Source organism: Dyadobacter crusticola DSM 16708 (genome assembly GCF_000701505.1).
In the GTDB taxonomy this organism is placed as follows: Bacteria; Bacteroidota; Bacteroidia; order Cytophagales; family Spirosomataceae; genus Dyadobacter; species Dyadobacter crusticola.
Genome location: NZ_JNJB01000006.1, coordinates 1 through 16,872, shown reverse-complemented (window position 1 = coordinate 16,872; position 16,872 = coordinate 1). Strand labels below are relative to the sequence as shown.

The following is a 16,872-nucleotide window of genomic DNA, read 5'->3' as shown; positions in this document are numbered from 1 at the left end:
GATGTTCCAATCGTACTAACGAGCATCTGTACCGTACGATGTCACAGTTTTGATTTATTTCCATTACCAAACCGATCTTTTACATTGCTATTACCTGTTTTAAACCTGGTGTTCTGCACGTTGTTGCAGCATAATCCATCTGAAAACAAGCCTGAGCCGATCCGTTATCAGTCAATTCCCGTATCCCGCAGCGGCGATACAATACAGTTTTTCTCAGATCAACTCCAAGTTCGCCTGATCGCCACAAAAGAGAATGGAATTGAAGTGTTGTGTAAAGCCGGTACCGGGCAGGTGCAGCAATTTAGTGAGCCGACAGTCAATCTGGAAAGCTGTCCGGATACTGCCTTCGCTGCTGACCTGAATAACGACGGCCGGCTGGACATGAAGATATTTTTCAATTTTCAGGGCGCTTCCCCGCTGGCCCCGAAGGTGAAAAGGAAGCTCTACCTGATCAGCGAGCCGGATGGTTCTTATTCCAAAGTTTCCTTTTTTGACTTTTCGATGGAGCCTGAAACTGATTTCAACGGCGATAAGGTGTATGAAATAGTTGCCAAAGATTTGATCCAGTTTAGGAAGCATAGCTATTGGAAGTACGAGCTGTACCAGTTTTCAGGCAAAAAACTAAGCAATGTAAGTTTGAAGTATGGCTATCCAAAACTTGTGCCATTTCGCATTAAGCCTACAAACAAGGCGCTCACCAACCTGACAGACGCAGATCGTCGCAAGCTGATGTCGAAACAACCGCGCGAGTACGAGCAGCAATAGTCTCTGGATGAGGATGGAAGAAAGCAATTAATTGAGTAAATGCTGCATCGTAATCGGCTTTCTGAGAATGTTCACCGTTTTTTGACAATGATTAATTGAAATGATATGGATCAGACCCAGGAGAAAGAACAGAAGTGGGGTGGTACTATTTTTATTTTAACCATACTAAATGCGAATTCGATTGTCTTCTTGCTTCTCAGAAAAGCGCTGGACCTGGACGATACATCATTCAAACTGCATTTCATTTCGTCCGCAATTACGCTCGGCTTGACTTTCGGGATCAGATATATACTCCCAAATCAATCCTGGAAAGTGAAGCTTTGGACAATGTACATTCTCGCCGCCAGCTGGCTGCTGGCAACTGTTTTGTTTTCTGTGCTGTGAATGCAGGTAAAAAGTTATGTTGATCAGCAGATCTGACACCCAGCTTTTTCTTTGAGAGACTCTTTTTTCTTATTAATTTGTTATCCTGTTAGCCAGATTAGACCGCACGAAAATTCAAAAATGATCGCCACCAAGCCAAATATCCAAAGACTAACTCAGGGGTTGAGAAGCGTGGTTTCCACGCCGGCAACTATAAAAAGCGTGAAAGACCAGCAGGATTTGGTGTCGTCGCTAAGCCTGCATATCAACCAATTACAGGATAGCCTGGTAAAAAAGACCGCTGGTGCGAAAACTGTCAGTTCTTATTTAGGCGAATTAACCTGGGTAGATAGCGAGGACGAAAAGGTCAGGGAAACAATAATCGAATTACTTGATTCTTCTCAGACCTGGTATAATTTGGAGCTGGAACATATCGAGCGCATTCAGCCCATCATTAATAACGGAATTGCCCAGCAGGAGTTCAAAGCATATCAGGCGGCTATCGAGGATTTGGGTGAAGCGATTTCAGATCTGAAATCGGCGATTGTCACATTGCCGGCTTCTAAGGAGTTCAATGACGCTATGAATGAACTTGAAAATCTTTGATGAAAGTTTTCTGTACTACTGCGTTTGAGAAGATATTCAAAAAGCTCATTAAAAAGAATGCTTACAGAGATTTGGAAAAGGAGATCATCGAATATTTTTTCGCAGAAAAGATAGATCTTTCAGCTGGCAGGCGTTTGGGCGGCAACGCTGAAAATCTTTATATCAAAAAGCGCCTGGGCGGCTCCGGGGGATATCGCACCTACTTTTACGTTGTTATTAAGGACGATAATTTGTATCTAATGTTCCTTCATCCAAAGACCGGACCGGACGGATCACCCAATATCACTGACGAAGCCAAAACGCAACTCCTAAAAGATCTAATCTCAGATATAAAATCGGGAAAGCTGCTTTCTGTTGTGAAGCACGCAAGTAAGGAGCAGTTAATTTTTGATCGTATGAAATAAGGATTCTACAAGTTGTGACTTATTCTTACTTTCTAGACTAACCTCTCTCATTCGCATAGCATTCAAGATCAACTAAGCACCGAAGCCTCTCTTTAACGGTGCATGCAGGCTCAACAATCTTCATGATTGCTTCACTTCATTCGCGGTTGAGCGGTTTGTACAACTTGGAGGGCTCCTTGTATTTGGCTTAAAGCTCTGCAAAAATTGCCATTCACTGCCACTTTTTACCACTTCACGCGCTGCGGTGGACTGTTGGCTCTTATCAAGGAACGGAATCAAATCAAGGAAGGGTTGCTTGGGTAAGTGTTTTATCAATCTTTCACAACTTTCAACAGTTAAAATCATGAAAACAATGCTAAGAAACCAAAGTTTGAAAACCTGCGCGGTGGCTGCTTTAATGGCTTTTTCGCTTTCATCCTGCAATGATGATGATGACGACAACCAGACAGTAAATCCCGTAACAGGAAATATCCCTGCAGTTGCTTCCGCCGATCCGGAGTTTTCGACGCTCGTGGCTGCACTTACAAAAGCAGAGTTGGTGACTACGCTTCAGGGAACAGGTCCGTTTACAGTATTTGCTCCTAATAATGATGCATTTGCGAAAGCTGGGATAACAAGCCTGAATTCACTTACCAAAGAAGCGCTCACGCCCATTCTTACCTCCCACGTGATCAGCGGCTCGGTGAAGGCGGCCGATGTAACAAGCGGAACTGTGGAAACGGTAAATACAAATAACGATATCTATCTATCCAAGAATGCAGACGGCGTTTTCATCAATGGTAATATCAAGGTAATTGCCACCGACGTGTCTGCTACAAATGGGGTTATCCATGTCATCGACAATGTGATTGTGCCGCCTACCAGATCGTTGGTAGAAATTGCCCAGGCGGATACGAATTTTACTGAACTCGTTTCGCTGGTACTTGCGGCGGATCCGGCTGTTGCAACGGCACTTTCGTCGGCTACGAGTGGATTAACTGTATTTGCCCCTACCAATGCAGCCTTTCGCGAGCTTTATAGAACGACGCCAAAAGCAACACTCCTCGCGCCTGCAAACCGTGCGCTCCTTACCAGTGTGCTGCTCTACCACGTTTTGCCAAACCGTGTATTCTCTACGGATCTGCCTAATGTAACAGCGCCTGTTACAACAGCCAACACAAACGGTACACTCACTTTCGACCTTGCTGGCGGCGCCAAAGTAGTGGGAGCGACAAGCGGTGCATCGAACATCACTGCTGCAAACATCCTGGCAACAAACGGTGTGATACATGTAATCGACAAGGTGTTAATGCCTTAATGAAGTACTGGAAAGATTGGCAGATTGGCGCGTTGCGTTATCTTGCCAGTCTTTCTTTTTTATAGCCCATTTGCCAGAATCATGTTCCAACTCAGGTACCGGTACGTTTTCATGTTTTTGCTCGGCGGGTATTCATTTCTGAATACATTGCTGATAGAAACTTTTGATTACTACCATGTTGGTGCGGACAGGTGGATTATCTTTTTACTCTTTCTTGCAGTTACAGCCGCCATTTGGGAAGGTAACCGGTTTTGGGACAATTGGCTTTCTGAGAGGGAGATCAAACCGTTCTGGTTAAGAATTCTCTATAATTTTGCGGGCAGTCTGGTTATTACAGCGCTTGCCGCGTTGTTGATTGGCATTCCCACTGCGCGCTATGCTTTATCAGAAAATTGGCGGGAATGGCTGCTGCCGATGAAGCTGCTGCTCATGTTTTGTTTCCGGATCAATTTGTTCCTGAATACCATTCACGTCATTTTTCTTTACATGCAGCAGCTGGAATCCAGTCACCAGCAGCTGGAAACCTATAAACGGATCAGTAGTCAGGCACAGCTTCAATCTTTAAGAAATCAGGTTAACCCTCATTTTTTATTCAATAACCTGAGTGTGTTAACCGCGCTGATCGGTCAGGATACGAATGCCTCCATTGAATTTGTAAAGCAATTTTCAAACGTTTACCGGTATATCTTAAAGAGCGATGAAAGCGAGCTGACCCATTTGCGCGATGAGATCGGCTTTATCCATTCCTATTTGTATTTGCTCAAAACACGTTTCGATTCCGGGTTAAGTATCGATATCAATATCTCTGAGAGTTGCCTCTCTGCATACATACTCCCGGTTTCTCTTCAAATGCTCGTGGAGAATGCTGTTAAACACAACATTGTTTCGAAAAGCAAGCCTTTACATATTGAAATATTGTGTTTGGACGATCAATCCATCACTGTGAGAAATAACCTGCAGAAAAAGAAAGTGAGCGAAGATCAATCCACACACCTCGGACTGACCAATATTGCAAGAAGGTATGATTTTCTCGGGCATCATGGCATCAGTGTTCAGGAGAACGAGCATTCTTTTAGCGTAACAATCCCATTAATACACCTTAAACCGGAAACCCAGAGTTCTTAAAGAAAGCAGCGCATTGCGTGCGAATCAACGCTCCTTACCCACCGTTATGAAAGTACTTATTTTAGAAGACGAGGCGCTTTCGGCAAAAAGGGCTTCACAGCTATTAACAGAATACGACCCGGATATTCAGGTGCTGGATATCCTGGACTCCGTGGAAGACGCAGCCAGCTGGTTTAGTCAGAATCCGGAGCCGGATCTGCTGCTGCTCGACATTCATCTCGCCGACGGACTGTGCTTTGATCTGTTCGAGCAAGTTACCGTCAAAAGTCCGGTCATTTTCACCACCGCTTATGACCAGTATACATTGCAGGCTTTCAAGATCAACAGCATTGACTATCTGCTCAAACCGCTGGATAAGGCCGAATTAAGCCGCGCACTCGATAAATACCACAGCTTGAACCGTGATTACAGGAACATTACCGCGTCGGACATTGAAAAGCTGAGATCCACGATACAGCAGCTGACTAAAAAATACAAAACCCGGTTTCTGGTCAGGTATGCAGATACCATTCATTTCAAGAATGTGGAGGAAGTAGCCTACTTCTATGCGGATGATAAGGTCGTATTTATGGTGAGTACCGACGGTAAAAAGTACCTCATGGACAGCAAGCTGGAAAGCCTTGAAGAAGTGCTTGATCCTTCCCTGTTTTTCAGGATGAACCGCAAAGTCATCGCCCGGATTGAATCTATCCAGAAAGTCAAAACCCTGCTCAGCTACCGGTTACAGGTTTATCTGAAACCTCCTTTTGACCAGGACATTTTCATCAGTAAATACAGAAGTCAGGAATTCAAAAACTGGCTTGACAACTAGAAAAAATCCTTCACCTCATGAAATTGGTATTTAAATTTTTGATGCTGCTGCTTGCCGCCGGTTCCTACAAAGCATTTGGACAGGAGGAAAAACAAGTCAGCGTGCACCTGAAAAACGGCTCAGTGATCCGCGGGCGACTGCTCGAAGCAGGTCCGGCTTACCGGATAGAAACGTACGATAAAAGCGTTTGGGTTCTTCAAAAACAGGAAGTCGATACGCTCTTAAAGGAAAAGCGCGCGAACCCCAACGTACTATACAAGACAAAAGGATTTGTCCATTACACCGAACTCGGGCCGCTGGCGATGAGCAACCGGGCTTCGAATGGCGTCACGACTTCTGCATTCTCCTTTCAGACTACGAACGGATATAAATTCAATCAATGGGTTTACACAGGCGTAGGAATCGGAGCTGATTTGTATGCAGTGCAGACATTCGTACCGGTCGTGTTGAGCCTCCGCGGCGATCTGACCAGCAAAGGCTCGAAAATCCCCTTTTATTTTCTCGAAGGCGGTTATGGTTTCAATGCGACTTCCAATGACGTGGACAGCGTCCGGTTCGGCGGCGGCGCCACATTCTCGGCGGGGCTGGGACTCAAGCTGCTTTTCAGCGGCAACACCGGTTTCGTCATAGGCGCGGGCTATCGTTTTCAAAGATCATCGGTTACCCAGACCGGTATTGAAAAGTTGGAAGATTTCAACCGGCTCACATTAAGGGCAGGTTTTTCTTTTTGACCAAAAATTGTAAGCTATTAAAATGAATATGTCATGAAGGCCTTGTATGACCAACTTTCGGTCTCTTGCAGCAAGAAAACCACGCAGCTGTACAGCACTTCTTTTTCACTCGGAATCCACTTCCTGCAGCCCAAATTCCACGATCCGATTTAAAGCATTTACGGTTTCGTCCGTCTTGCCGATGAGATCGTAGACAGCTTTCATGGCTATGACAAACACGGATTAATGGCCAAGATCAGGCAGGATACCGCCGATGCAATTGCAGCCGGAATCAGCGTTAACCCAATCCTGAATAGCTTTCAGCAGGTTGTAAACCGATACTGCATTGAATGGTCGTTGATTGATACATTTCTAAAAAGCATGGAAATGGACCTGGGTCAAAAGCAGCATGATCAGGATAGTTTCCAGGATTATGTGCTTGGCTCAGCCGAAGTGGTGGGTTTAATGTGCCTGCGTGTATTTACCGAAGGGAATACTGCCCAATATGATGACCTGCGGTATTATGCGATGAGATTGGGCGCAGCATTTCAGAAAGTCAACTTTCTGCGCGACCTGAAAGCCGATTACGAGGATCTTGGACGCAGTTATTTTCCGGAGATCAACTTCACCCGTTTTTCGAGTGAAAACAAGGAAATTATCCAGCGCGAGATCCAGGATGATTTTGAGCAGGCATTAATTGGTATCAAAAAGTTACCCGGTTCGTCGAGACGCGGCGTTTACCTGGCTTATTATTACTACCAAAAGCTTTTCCTGCGGATCAGGGCGACACCAGCAGAAAAGGTGATGGATACCAGGATCAGGATCCCCAACCACGAGAAGATCTGGCTGATGATGCATTCCCTGATCAGACATCAGTTTGACCTGTTATAAGAAATGCCGCTTTATTCCGTTTTTAGGTAAGTGGCTGCTCCATTCACATTCTTTCGACTTGAAGCAGATGTCAAATGTGATTAAGGTTTGCTTCTGCTCAAATCTTCCCGCTCATTCCTTACCACTTTATTGTACTTTTGCAATATAAGTAGCACCACACGTCGCAGACCCAACGCAAACTGGTAGCCTTGCTCAAGACGGAGCGATCTTGAAGCAAATTGAATTTAAACTAATCGACAACCACAAAATCAGTCCCGAACCGAAGATCTGTTAACACAGGTAAACGGGAAATTTATCATGGAATCAACCAAAGACAATAAGACAATCGAGAATATAGAGCTGGTTTTTCTCAAACCGGAAGATTACGAGGAGATAAAGGAAATGATGATTGAAACCTATTCCAGTATGCCGGATGCATATTGGAAAGAGCATCACATTAAGACGCTAATCAGCGTTTTTCACGAGGGACAAGTGGGAATAAGAGTTGATAATGAGCTGGCCGGCTGCGCGCTATCCATTATTGTTGACTATAAAAAGGTCGATTCCAAACACACCTACAAAGCGATAACAGGAAATTACAGTTTTAATACCCACACCGATAAGGGAGATATTCTCTACGGGATTGATGTTTTCATTCGCCCTAAGTATCGCGGCCTCCGATTGGGCAGGCGATTGTATGATTACCGGAAAGAACTCTGTGAGAAACTGAATTTGAAAGGGATTGTATTCGGTGGCCGGATCCCGAATTTCCATCAATATTCTCATTTGATGTCGCCGAAGGAATACATTGAAAAGGTGCGCAACAAGGACATTCACGACCCGGTTTTGAATTTTCAGTTGTCCAACGATTTCCACCCTGCGCGGATACTGCAAGGGTACCTGGAAGGCGACAAGGATTCTAATGAATATGCAGTACTTCTTGAATGGGATAATGTTTATTACGAGAACATTTCTGATCGGGCTGCGTTCAAGAAATCCATTATCCGGCTAGGTTTGATACAATGGCAAATGAGGCTGTACAGTGACTTTGACGAACTGATGCAGCAGGTCGAGTATTTTGTGGATGCGGTGTCTGGGTACCGGTGTGATTTTGCATTATTCCCGGAGTTTTTCAACGCTCCATTGATGTCGGATTACAACCATCTTTCGGAACCTGACGCGATCAGAAAGCTTGCAGAATTTACAGAAAAAATCGTTACGCGGTTTTCTGAGCTTGCTATTTCTTATAATATCAACATTATCACGGGGAGCATGCCGGAAGTGGTTGGTAATAGTCTCTACAATGTGGGTTATCTATGCAAAAGGGATGGCGGGGTTGAACGCTTCGAAAAGCTGCACGTTACTCCTGATGAAGCGAAAGTATGGGGTATGCAGGGCGGCAACGCACTGAAAACTTTTGACACTGACTGCGGCAAAATAGGTATCCTGATTTGCTATGACGTCGAATTCCCCGAATTAAGCCGCATTCTTGCCGATGAAGGAATGAACATTCTGTTCGTGCCTTTCCTTACTGATACCCAAAACGGCTATTCCAGAGTAAGGAACTGTGCCCAGGCAAGAGCCATTGAAAATGAATGTTACGTGGCAATCGCAGGCAGCGTGGGGAACTTGCCGAAAGTTCATAATATGGATATTCAATATGCGCAATCGATGGTCTTTACCCCCTGCGATTTTTCATTTCCTACGAATGGGATCAAAGCGGAAGCTACACCCAACACTGAAATGATCCTGATTGCAGATGTAGATATTGATATGCTGCGGGAATTGAACCAGTTTGGAAGTGTCCGGAATTTGAAAGACAGAAGGAGCGATATCTATTCAGTAACGCGCAAGAATAAGAGTGTAGCAATTAAACATACTTAGCGGAGGGTTACACGCCACAGCTGAGAGCGTTAAGTAATGAAGTTTGTAGGACTTATATTGCGAATTTTATACCAGGACTGAATTCTTTCATGCGGGTTTTACTGATTTTTCTGTTTGTATTGCGAATCTATCCATGTTTAGCGCAGGAGAATCGCAATCAATCTGACATTTCTATTGAACTGAAACGGCTGAACATACCAGGCCTGGCCTTTGCCAAGGTAGAAGGAGGAAGGATTGCTTATACAGGTTACTACGGTTATCAAAATCTGGAAAAACAAGTTCCTGTTACGGAAAATACAATTTTTCAGATAGCTTCTCTTTCAAAAACGATAACAGCCGCGGCCATCACTCAGTTGTTGGGGAATGGGATTATTTCACTTGACGATGACATCAACCGCTTTTTGCCATTTGCGGTAAAAAGTCCAGATTACCCAGGACGACCAATCACATTCAGGCAGTTACTGAGGCACAGGTCTTCGATACGCGATGATTTAGATTATCTTCTTCCTTTTTGGGAGGGCGATTACAAAGGTCCCGAAATTCAATTGAACAAATTTATACGAGACTATCTTGCAGTGGATGGCGCAAATTATCACGCGGGAAAAAATTTCATTCAAGCTGCCCCCGGTGAAAAGTTTGAATACTCAAATGTAGGATATGCGCTTTTGGGATATTTGGTTGAATGCATTGCGAAGATGCCTTTCCATGAATATTGTACAAAGTACCTATTTGCTCCCCTTCAGATGTACCATACCAACTGGTTTCTGGATAAAGCCGACCCAAGTATGCTTGCGACTCCTTACACTTTCTCTGATTCCTTAAAAACCTACGAGACACAACACCAAAGTACTTTCCCGGATTATCCAGCTGGCCAGCTTCGTTGCAACATAGGGGATCTTGCAAATTTTTTGATATGCTGGACTAACAATGGCTTATACAATGGAAGGGCTATAATCGATAGCGCGGCTGTGCAATCAATCACGCCCAAGGATATGAGCTTGGGCTATCATACCTGGTTCTTATATTTATTGAACACTGAAACACCTATGTATAGCCACAATGGGCATGGTCCTGGTGTCTCGACTTACATGCTTTACGATCCACATTCAAAGAATGGGTTGGCTATTCTGACGAATGGCGAGCTTTCGTCGTACATAGATTGGCGGAAACTGATTGAACTGCTTTACGATAAAACAGGTCAGTAGCGATTCTTTATACTGTACAATTCTATGGTCAATCAACTGATCAATATATTCTGGACCATTGTCTCATTCAGTGTGGTTGGATGGTACTGGGGTGAGTATTTTTCGGAAGGGCGATCTGTATGGGTTTTGTATATCATTGTTGTGGTCAGTGTGTTCGCATTTAATATTCCCGCGAAGTTGATCTCGACCTTAAACCTAAGTTCAAAACCCCGAACTTATGAATTAGTAGGAGTAAGAATGATGCGTTGGCTGGTTCAGGACGGCTTGCTTGTCAAAAAAATCAATCAACATTTTGGCAAGAAAAACGTACTGATCAGCAACCGACAAAGTGCCCGTACATACCTGAGTAAAATCGCACTTCAGGAAAGATATCATTACAGCTGTTTTGTTTTCTTTGCCCTCAGTGCAATCAGTGCCTTACCTGTCGGAAACATCAGAATGGCCCTGCTGATTTCCGTCTGGAATATCATATATAATGTATACCCTATCTTATTGCAGCAATACAACCGATTGAGAATACGAAAATTGCTGAGTCGGTTGGAGAGAGTGATGTGAGAAACCCTGCGCCTTCTACATGCAAAAAGCCGCAAATTAATTTTGCGGGTTTTTGTAAGTTTTGATTCTTCAATCAGTGAAGATGCGGGGAGTCGAACTATACACCAAACTCCTATGTATCAATTAACTATAACTCTTCAAAAAGACTGCTCACTCAATAGCTCACCTCGACGTCACTAGCTGCATTGCATCGTAAATTGAGAGAATATTTTGATCGCAGACCTACTAACAGAAGAATTCAATGCTTTTGTGTGTTGCCCAGAGATTTTCGTAAAATTCGAACTGACGATTTAGTCTGTTCAAATGATGATTGCTGCCATACATGAAATGATGCAGATTTTCTTGCGGAAGAACCACACCATTTGTTCGACTTCTTAACTCCGGACAAACACGAGACGGCTTATTGAAGCATTAGGCGAGTTATTGCCCAAAGTATAAGGAGAAGATTACGAAGAACAGGCGTTTGCCAATAAAATGAAGAAAAAAGCGCAATGGAAAAGGAAGCAATAGCTCATAGAATACGATTTCTATTTTCTGACAAAATTATTTCGGCTTCCCAAAAATGAAAAAGGGAAAACACCCGAAACTAAGAACGTCCAAAACCAAATGGGCTGTCCCACACTCAGCCATAACCAGCCAATTGCGATGGTAATACATCCGACAATAATTAGTATTTCCCGCCGCCCTCCTTTTAATAAAGCACATACAAGTCCTCCCATAAAACAACTGATGTACACGCAAAATAGTTTAATAAAATACTGAATAATATCGTGGCTCCCGGCGATGGAATTGTCAAACAACGCCAATGAACCGGGGAATACATATCCCTGGATTTTTGCTAAGACGGAGCTCAACAATCCGATTGTTCCGAATCCTAACACAACGGATAATATCTTACTGAACTTCATGACTTATCTTGTTAATTATAAAATTTTCCTGATCTTTTGTAAGCACGATAGGCTCAGTCATTATCTTTTGAACATCTTTATCGCTTGCAGACTGGAACTTTTTGACGAATTTCTCTAAATCGACCTCGTCTTTCGGTATGAAAGATGCGGCGTTATTTTTTGCATTGGTTTGAAACTTTTCGATTATCGGCTGCATCAGTCTATTGTACTTTTCACAGGCGGCTAAAATATCATCCGGGTATTCCGCTATAAGATGTGCCAGTACCTTTGCCCCAAAAATAGATAACGATGCGCCCATGCCTGATAGGGCTGTTGGACAATAGCCTGCATCTCCCAGCAATACCAAGTTTCCACTCACTAGACCTGAAGCATTAATCATCCCCATTTTATCAACGAAAACTAAGCCGTTATCCAAAAGATCATCTAACAGCTTCTTTACTTCGGGCTCATAATCATGAAAAGAATTTTTAAGAATTAAAGAAGCATTATTTTTGATCGTTCCTATATCTTGTGTACTATGGATATAGCACTGAACGGCAATCTCATCCGACGCAATTGGATATATAGACAACATCTTTTTGACGTCAATATATATCTTAAAAACACCAACCTGATGCGAATGCCTTTGCATCAATTTTCCTCCCATATAAAGCATATTAAAATCTTCTAATTGGCAATTATTAAAGTAACGTTCTCTGGTAACAGAACGCAATCCTTCCGAAACAACTACCAAATCAACTACTATCGTATCTCCGTTTGAAAGCATAATTATCGTCTTACCTGCTTGTTCCGCCTGTTGTGAAATCGTTGTATCGAAAAGTATATTTACATCGTTGTTGATAGCCTCATACAAAACATGATGCAGCCCGCCGCGGGATATGAGTACCGAACGTTCGATATTTTCATTCATTTTATCATATTTGATGCTTCGAATGATTTCCTCATTGCTTTCTACAAAATGAACTGTTTCAGACGGGGACGATTCTGCCTGAAGTTTCTGGGTTAACTCCAGTTCATCCATGATTCTGACCCCGAAACTTTTCAGCGAAATAAGAAATCCGGCTTTACTGAACGAGTTCGATCTATCAATAATCGTAATAGTATAACCTTGTTTCGCTAAGAAATTGGCTGCCGTTAAACCAGCTATTCCCGCACCGGATATTAGGATGTGCTTTTTCATTTTTTCTGCTTTTTAAATTGATAATGCAAACTTATTCATACTTTCAATGCTAAAATAGCTGCTAAAGCATAAAAAATAGTCCATAAAGATGAAAAAGGAGAACAACAAACAGGAGATGATCTATTGGGCGGAGCGTTTGGGGGTTTCGCTAACGCAATATGCAGAGGAATTAAAAGTGCTAGAGCTTAATGAGATCAAAATCGTAGATCTCTTACCCGCAATGTTATTGATGATTCGCTCTGTTATAGCAAAGAAAACATTTCACTTTCGGAGAAAACCGATAAAGCTGATAGAAAATGGGATCTTAATCTCATTTATGAATATTGTCAACCTATCATTAAACTCATCCGCTGCCGACAAAAATATATTGAAGCATGTACAGCCACACGTCCGCATTGTACCGCTGAATACTGAAAGTGAAGTTGTCTTCCCTAAAGACATGAATATTCAGCAGATAACGATCATCATAAGCCTTGACTATTTGAAGACGTTTATAGGGAAAGATCACGAGCGGTTTGACTACCTTTTCGATAATGAAAAAACACTTTGGATAGAAGAGTTTATGTCGCCAGAACTAGCTGTATTGGTAAACGAAGTTGCAGATATTGCCTCTTCAAAAACGTTATCGGACGCTTACTATCGATTGAAGTCATTTGAGTTAATATTTTATCTTTTTAAAAATCTATTGATAAGAGAAGATACTCCGCATCAAAATTTATCGAAATACGAAATAGAATCAGTCTATCGCGTCCGAGACAAAATTGCTGCTTCGACGGACCAGCCATTTGCGCAGGAAGAATTGATAAAACTAAGTGGTATGAATATAATTAAACTTCGCAAAGTTTTTACGCAAGTATTCGGAAAAGGCATGTATCCATACTATCAATATTTGCGTATGCAAGAGGCCGCTAGACTTTTAAGAGAAGAACATTTATCCGTTTCTGAGGCAGGTTATCAGTTAGGCTTCAGTAATTTAAGTTATTTCGGGAGATTGTTTGAAAGGCACTTTGGCTCCAAACCCAAGAAATGGACTCAGAGTAATCTGAAGCAATAGTATACGAAAGTATTTGATTTGGTATTGTTGGCATTAAGCTGTTTGGGTACGAAGGCGGTTAAGAACGAGAAAGTAACCTGGTCTAAAATTATATAGCTTAAACGATTACGGGCAACTTTTTCTTTCTGAACTTCCTTTCATACCATTTTTCGCCTCCTGACAATGAACCCCTACCTACTCGAGCATATGACTATTTAAGATCTTCGTCCCAAGCAATTGGTCGAACCCCAAACCGTAAAGCATTTTGATACAAAACTTGTTCAACATCATTATTTGACGAAATGAGCTGTGACAGTTAAATTTATCTGGCCAGGTAGGTTTTTTCCATTTTGATAATATTGTATCGCATAATAACGTGCGATGGCCTACTGATTAAATGCACATAACAAGCCTTTATCATTAATATTTATACAATGGGATACTTGAAGGAATATTACAAGCAACTGGGTGCAATACCTGAATCAGATTGGCACTTTATTGCATCCTGCTTCGGTCGCAGAGTATTTCACAAGGGGGAAGATATTGTCAAGCTAAACGAGCGGGGAAAGAACCTATACTTTATTGAAACCGGAATGTCCCGTTATTACATCCCAAAGGAGGATGACGAACTAACGTTCAATTTCAGTTTTGAGAAAGAATTTGCCGGTGCATACGACTCATTTCTATCCCAAACCCCATCTCAGTATTCTGTCCAGGCGCTAGTAAAAACGGTGAGCTGGCAAATTTCCTATTCCAGTTTGCAAGACATTTATGATCATACAAAAGTGGGAAACTACCTGGGCAGACTATTCACAGAACGGCTTTTGGTGATGAAAGCGCAGCGGGAGCTATCGGCTTGTTAACCATACAGCCAAAGAGCGGTATTTGAACCTTTTCAGCAAACAGCCTCAAATCTTAAAGAATGTTCCTCTAAAATATGTAGCCTCTTATATTGGCATCACTCCACAAGCACTGAGCAGAGTGCGAAAGCAAATTTGTTAACATTTGTTCATTGCCCAGGTCTATGATATATCAGTTTTTTGCCAAAAACTCTGATTTAAAATGATACTTCCGATTCTTGGTTATAGATGCAATGTGCTACGGCAGCCCTGTGCACAGGTACCAGTAAATACACCCAACTGGATGATCTGATCAGTAATATGTGGGACACCATGTATAACGCAAACGGTTGCGGACTTGCCGCACCCCAGGTGAACCAATCGCTATGCCTGTTCATCGTAGACAGTAAATCTATCTACGAAACATACAATCCTGACGAGCGGAAACAATATTTTGAAACTGGAGACACTGGCATTGTAGAAACATTTACAAATGCCAAAGTCATCAGTCGATCCAAATCCGTATGGTTTCAGGAAGAAGGGTGTTTGAGTATTCCGGGCATAGGTGGGCTTGTACCCAGAAACTGGTCTGTTACACTTGAATATCCTGATCGGCACTTTGATAAAAAGACAAAAACATTCAGCGGCAAAACTGCAGGCATGATCCAACACGAATATGACCATACGCAGGGTATTCTATATTTAGACCATCTAGACATATTGAAGCGGCAACTGTTGGAAAACAAATTAAAACGGCTAAGAAGGGGTAATGTTAAGATAATGTATCCTATTGAATTTTTACAATAGCGGTGGTAGTCTTTGATAATGCTTGCTGCACGTTGCTCCTGTCAGTATGTTCCAACCAATTTTCGCAGCATGCAGCTGAATGTTATATTTCAACCCAGAAATCTTTGATCCGGGCCAGCGTCAGCAAGCCGTCTTTTCCCTTCGCGCTTTCCCTCATTTCGCTTGCTTGTTTTGATTTATAACGGCGAAGTAAAGAGGTTAAAAGTCACTCACCTATCCTAAGTAAATTCTCCTTAAGATCGTTTATTGAGGGCACTCCCGACTTTATTGATACAGCTTCAGGTGAGTGTGTACGCTTCCCCAAAAATAGAGTGGTGATGAATTAGACAAATTTTCTAATTTTAATCTGCTATGAAGGGAAAAACGTTCACCGCGCGGCGTCCGCAGAAACTCAGATCGTCAAAATCCTCAAAGATTTGGATTCTGGCAAGCAAGCAACCGACGTTGCTCGGGAAAATGGTATCTCCAAAGCCACATTATACAATTGGCGCAAGAGGTACAGCGGTATGGGTGCTTCGGAACTTTCCGAATTGAAAGCACTCAAGGAGGAGAACCGTCGTTTGAAACACATGTATGCGGAATTGGCTCTGGATCATAGACTGGCAAAAGAGATTATCGAAAAAAAGCTTTAAAGCCTGCTCAGAAGCGGCTAATTGTTTCCGACATTTCTCAGGAAACTGGATTTAGCATTGAGCGGGCGTGCAGAGTTTTGCAGTTAAGTACGGGTGTCTTTTATTACAAAACGGTCAAGGACGACATGCCTGTTGTAGACGTGCTTAATGAGCTGGCAGAAGAACATCCCACCAGAGGTTTCGATTGGTATTATGGCGGTCCGCCGCGCGGTAATTTGCGAAACAGAGGCCTGCCTTGGAATCGCAAACGAGTGCTTCGAATCTATCGAAGTATGGATCTCAAATTAAGGCGTAAGCGAAAAAGGCGTATTCTGAAACGACCAAAGCAGCCCTTAATCGAGGCTCAAACGTTGAATGAAACCTGGAGCATGGATTTTGTGAGCGATGCGCTTAGCTCTGGCAGACGCGTGCGAACGTTAATAGTCATGGATGACGCTAGTAGAGAAGCACTTGCAGCGCATGCAGACTATTCCATCTGTGCTGGTAAAGTAATACAAATTTTGCAGCAGTTAGAGTTGGAGCGCGGATTGCCGTTATCAATAAGAACTGATAATGGCCCGGAGTTCATTAGCAAGAAACTGGCCAAATGGTGCGAAGAAAAGCAGATTGAGCAAAAATTTATTCAGCCAGGAAAGCCGATGCAGAACGGCTACAACGAAAGACTGAACAGAACTTATCGGGAAGACGTCCTGGATGCATACTTTTTTGATTCCCTGGAGCAGCTACGCATTTTGTCGGATAAGTGGCTCGACAATTACAACAGCAAGCATCCGCACAGATCAATGAAGGGACTAACACCAAATCAAAAGCATATACAGCTGAAAGTAAGTACCATGAAAAAAGAAGGATCAACCATTACAATCAACAACCAAGTCTAA

The 16,872-nt window shown here is 42.8% G+C and carries 19 protein-coding genes and 1 pseudogene; 18 read left to right on the top strand and 2 right to left on the bottom strand.

All coding sequences use genetic code 11. From position 1 onward, the window contains the following. The first annotated feature begins 84 nt into the window (after positions 1 to 84). From Q369_RS0108580 to Q369_RS0108525, 12 genes are all read left to right on the top strand, one after another. Positions 85 to 765 carry a VCBS repeat-containing protein gene (locus tag Q369_RS0108580; RefSeq protein WP_157488116.1) on the top strand — a complete coding sequence of 227 codons (681 nt, stop codon included), beginning with the start codon at positions 85 to 87 and terminating at the stop codon, positions 763 to 765. Positions 766 to 870: 105 nt separating this feature from the next. After that, entirely contained in the window at positions 871 to 1,149 is a 279-nt protein-coding gene (locus tag Q369_RS0108575; protein ID WP_031527392.1) for a hypothetical protein, read from the top strand. Positions 1,150 to 1,269: 120 nt separating this feature from the next. Continuing rightward, entirely contained in the window at positions 1,270 to 1,734 is a 465-nt protein-coding gene (locus tag Q369_RS0108570) for a hypothetical protein (protein WP_031527391.1), read from the top strand. Further along, positions 1,734 to 2,138, top strand: a complete 405-nt coding sequence (locus tag Q369_RS0108565; protein ID WP_031527390.1) for a hypothetical protein — start codon at positions 1,734 to 1,736, stop codon at positions 2,136 to 2,138. Before Q369_RS0108570 ends, Q369_RS0108565 begins: the two co-directional genes overlap by 1 nt. 343 nt (positions 2,139 to 2,481) lie before the next feature. After that, entirely contained in the window at positions 2,482 to 3,435 is a 954-nt protein-coding gene (locus Q369_RS0108560; RefSeq protein ID WP_031527389.1) for a fasciclin domain-containing protein, read from the top strand. An 81-nt stretch (positions 3,436 to 3,516) separates the two neighbouring features. Continuing rightward, the gene (locus tag Q369_RS0108555) at positions 3,517 to 4,560 is read left to right on the top strand and encodes a sensor histidine kinase (protein WP_031527388.1); all 1,044 of its coding nucleotides are present in this window, start codon (positions 3,517 to 3,519) and stop codon (positions 4,558 to 4,560) included. Positions 4,561 to 4,606: 46 nt separating this feature from the next. Next, entirely contained in the window at positions 4,607 to 5,371 is a 765-nt protein-coding gene (locus Q369_RS0108550; RefSeq protein ID WP_031527387.1) for a LytR/AlgR family response regulator transcription factor, read from the top strand. A 17-nt stretch (positions 5,372 to 5,388) separates the two neighbouring features. After that, the gene (locus Q369_RS0108545; RefSeq protein WP_031527386.1) at positions 5,389 to 6,102 is read left to right on the top strand and encodes a hypothetical protein; all 714 of its coding nucleotides are present in this window, start codon (positions 5,389 to 5,391) and stop codon (positions 6,100 to 6,102) included. A 186-nt stretch (positions 6,103 to 6,288) separates the two neighbouring features. Then, positions 6,289 to 6,972 carry a phytoene/squalene synthase family protein gene (locus tag Q369_RS27580; protein WP_310588981.1) on the top strand — a complete coding sequence of 228 codons (684 nt, stop codon included), beginning with the start codon at positions 6,289 to 6,291 and terminating at the stop codon, positions 6,970 to 6,972. A 297-nt stretch (positions 6,973 to 7,269) separates the two neighbouring features. Beyond that, complete coding sequence (locus Q369_RS0108535) at positions 7,270 to 8,835, top strand: carbon-nitrogen hydrolase family protein (protein ID WP_031527385.1); 1,566 nt, start codon at positions 7,270 to 7,272, stop codon at positions 8,833 to 8,835. An 89-nt stretch (positions 8,836 to 8,924) separates the two neighbouring features. Next, complete coding sequence (locus Q369_RS0108530; RefSeq protein WP_031527384.1) at positions 8,925 to 10,040, top strand: serine hydrolase domain-containing protein; 1,116 nt, start codon at positions 8,925 to 8,927, stop codon at positions 10,038 to 10,040. A gap of 24 nt (positions 10,041 to 10,064) precedes the next feature. Continuing rightward, a complete protein-coding gene (locus Q369_RS0108525) occupies positions 10,065 to 10,595 on the top strand; it encodes a glycosyl-4,4'-diaponeurosporenoate acyltransferase CrtO family protein (RefSeq protein ID WP_031527383.1) in 531 nt (176 codons plus the stop codon). A 527-nt stretch (positions 10,596 to 11,122) separates the two neighbouring features. Here Q369_RS0108525 and Q369_RS0108520 read toward each other — a convergent pair. Further along, positions 11,123 to 11,503, bottom strand: coding sequence for a hypothetical protein (locus Q369_RS0108520; protein WP_031527382.1), 381 nt, complete (start codon positions 11,501 to 11,503; stop codon positions 11,123 to 11,125). Beyond that, a complete protein-coding gene (locus Q369_RS0108515) occupies positions 11,490 to 12,683 on the bottom strand; it encodes an FAD-dependent oxidoreductase (RefSeq protein ID WP_031527381.1) in 1,194 nt (397 codons plus the stop codon). Before Q369_RS0108515 ends, Q369_RS0108520 begins: the two co-directional genes overlap by 14 nt. An 88-nt stretch (positions 12,684 to 12,771) precedes the next feature. Here Q369_RS0108515 and Q369_RS27575 point away from each other — a divergent pair, with 88 nt between their 5' ends. From Q369_RS27575 to Q369_RS0108485, 6 genes and pseudogenes are all read left to right on the top strand, one after another. Next, positions 12,772 to 13,737, top strand: coding sequence for a helix-turn-helix transcriptional regulator (locus Q369_RS27575; protein ID WP_051663976.1), 966 nt, complete (start codon positions 12,772 to 12,774; stop codon positions 13,735 to 13,737). Positions 13,738 to 13,749: 12 nt separating this feature from the next. Beyond that, positions 13,750 to 13,833 (top strand): annotated as a pseudogene (locus tag Q369_RS29655) (hypothetical protein); the annotation flags it as partial. Between the two features lie 317 nt (positions 13,834 to 14,150). Further along, entirely contained in the window at positions 14,151 to 14,579 is a 429-nt protein-coding gene (locus tag Q369_RS27570) for a Crp/Fnr family transcriptional regulator (protein ID WP_229206774.1), read from the top strand. A gap of 225 nt (positions 14,580 to 14,804) precedes the next feature. Further along, positions 14,805 to 15,362 carry a peptide deformylase gene (locus Q369_RS27565; protein ID WP_445438675.1) on the top strand — a complete coding sequence of 186 codons (558 nt, stop codon included), beginning with the start codon at positions 14,805 to 14,807 and terminating at the stop codon, positions 15,360 to 15,362. Between the two features lie 338 nt (positions 15,363 to 15,700). Beyond that, a complete protein-coding gene (locus Q369_RS0108490; RefSeq protein WP_084165687.1) occupies positions 15,701 to 15,994 on the top strand; it encodes a transposase in 294 nt (97 codons plus the stop codon). A 20-nt stretch (positions 15,995 to 16,014) separates the two neighbouring features. Further along, on the top strand, positions 16,015 to 16,872 hold the full coding sequence (locus tag Q369_RS0108485) for an IS3 family transposase (RefSeq protein WP_157488114.1): 858 nt from the start codon (positions 16,015 to 16,017) through the stop codon (positions 16,870 to 16,872).